The organism is Devosia geojensis (assembly GCF_000969415.1).
In the GTDB taxonomy this organism is placed as follows: domain Bacteria; phylum Pseudomonadota; class Alphaproteobacteria; order Rhizobiales; family Devosiaceae; genus Devosia; species Devosia geojensis.
Map to the genome: position 1 here is coordinate 1 of NZ_JZEX01000084.1, position 2,500 is coordinate 2,500.

Sequence of the window (2,500 nt, forward strand, 5' to 3'; positions counted from 1 at the left end):
AAGGGATTGAGGGTGGGGGTCGTTGTGTGGGCCACCGATGGACCCCCACCCCCAGCCCCTTCCCTCAAGCGGGAGGAGAGCCGGCCGGTGGCGGTTCCGTCCAATCGTGAAACGCTCTAAAACCGATGGGGAACCGGCGGACGACACCCGCTCCCGGGAGGGAGCCGGCTCAGTTGGTCGTGGCAGCCGTCGGAGCCGCGGTGTTCGCCGCCACCGAAACCGGGGCGGGCTCCTTTTTCATCAGGTCGTTGATCTGGGCGATCACCTGGCCGAACTGGCCGCGATACTGTTCGGCCAGCGTATTCTCGCGCGGCAGCTTGACGCTCAGCGGGTCGACGAGGTTGCCGTTGATCAGGATCTCGAAATGGAGGTGCGGGCCGGTCGAATAGCCGGTCGAGCCGACATAGCCGATGACCTGGCCCTGGCGCACGCGCGTGCCCGGCTTGATGCCGTCGGCGAAGCGGCTCATGTGGCCGTACGCGGTCTCGTAGCCGTTGACGTGCTGGATCTCGATCTTGTTGCCGTAGCCCGACTGCCAGCCGACGAGCTGCACGACGCCGTCGCCCGAGGCATAGATCGGCGTGCCGGTGCGCGCGGCGAGGTCGACGCCGGTGTGGAGCTTGCGGGTCTTGAAGATCGGGTGGATGCGATAGCCGAAGCGCGAGCGCAGCGTTCCCCCGCCCTCGAGCGGCCGGCGGGTCAGGAACCGCTTTCCGGTCTCCCCGTTCGGGTCGTAGAAGTCGGCGACGCCGTCGGGGGTGACGAACCGGTAGAGCTGGCGCGTGGTGTTGCCCAGCGTCAGGCCCACATAGAGCAGGTCCTGCTTGCCCTCGGCGTCCGGCGCGGTCTTGAGGATCTCGATGGAATCGCCGGCCGCGATGCGCTTGGTCATGTCGACGTCATAGGCGAACATGCCGATGATGCGCCGGATGGTGTCGTCGGCCAGGTCGTGCTTGCGCCCGGTCTCCCAGATCGAGCGGTAGACGCTCGGCAGGTTGGCGACGCTGACCTCCTCGGTGTCCTCCTCGGGGAATTCGATCTCGGGCGGAGCCAGGCCGAGCACGTACTGGCCCTTGTCGGTCAGCGCCACGGTCACCGCATGCCGGTCGGTATTGGTGCGGTCCTCGTGGAGGTAGATGCTCATCCGGTAGGGCACGAGGCTGTCGGTGTTGACGGAGGGACCGAAAAGGATGCGCAGGCGCGCTCCGGGGGGCAGCTCGATCGAGGGGAAGACGTTCTTCAGCGTTCCGTTGATCGCCTGGATCATCGTATCGGTGAAGCCGTTGCGGCGCAGCACGTCGGTCAGGGGGCTGCGCTCCTTGACCGTCAGGATGCGCTCGGTGCGGCCCAGCCCCGCCTCGTCGGCGCGGGTGGTCTTGGGCATTACCGTCACGTTCTCGGCGACACCCGCCACCACGTTGCCGCCGGGGGCGGCGCCGAGTTCGCGCAGGCTCGGGCCCGCGGCGGCGTAGGCGAGCATGGGGGCATCGATGTCCGAATAGGCCGATTCGAGCGTCAGGCGCACGAACTCGGCCGCCAGCCGGTCGTTGATGGCGGCGGCCGGGGCAAAGCTTGCCGGCATGGCGGCGAGCCGCACCGCCACCTCGCCCTCGACGTCGGCCCCGTAGATATCGGTGTTGGCTTCGCTCGCCGCATCGGCCGCCTCGATCGGCTGGGTGGCGTTGAGGATCGCGACGGGATCGTAGGCCGGCACGTCGTCGGAAAGGGACGTGGCGGCGGTGGCCAGCGTTGCGCGCAGGCGCACGAAAGGCTGGTTGCGGATCATCGCGCGCCCGTCGACCATCTCGCGGATGCCCGCCTCGATGGTCTCGAGTTCCGAGCGGGTCTGGGTCACTGGCTTGGCCCGGAAGGTCTTGCTGGAAATGTCGGTGGGGGTCGCGGCTTCGCGCGGGGTCTCGATGTGGAGGGCCCGGTAGGGCGTCGAGAACGTGTCGCGGCCTTCGAACGCTATATAGAGGGCTGCGCCCATCAGCAGCACGCTGGTCAAGCCCGTCATCACGGTCCCGGCAAGCCAGGCAAAGCTCAGTTCGCGTCCGTGGGGAATGTCGCCGTCGGTCGATTGAACGGTGAGCGCCGGACCGTCCTCGTATCCGGACGATCGCAACTGGGCCGTGTGCCGCTTTCGCTGTGCTGCGTTCAACACTCCGTCCTTGAGCTTCATGCGCAGCCTCACACGGCGGGGCAGCCGGTTCGATCCGCGCGAATCCAAAATGACAGAACACCGGCCCGACCTATCGGACCATGTGGCGCTCCAGCTCTTCTTGAGGGCCCTCTTACGGCGACCGGCGCTTGGCGAAGCAGTGATCTGCCTCGTGCGTGCGCGCAATTCTTATACCCAACTCCGCTGTGATCTCCAACAAATACGGCGAAACTAGGCCTGGCGGTGCAAAACCCACGGGAGAGAAGGCGACCCGCCCCGCCGGTTTTGGCGGCCCCTTGAATGTGCGGGCAGGCACCCCATCTATGGAACCATTCCGGA

General features: G+C 67.0%; 1 protein-coding gene. It reads right to left on the reverse strand.

Annotation, left to right across the window (positions count from 1 at the left end):
- Positions 1 to 169: 169 nt before the first annotated feature.
- Positions 170 to 2,161, reverse strand: coding sequence for a M23 family metallopeptidase (locus VE25_RS07895; RefSeq protein ID WP_160299962.1), 1,992 nt, complete (start codon positions 2,159 to 2,161; stop codon positions 170 to 172).
- Between the last annotated feature and the right edge of the window lie 339 nt (positions 2,162 to 2,500).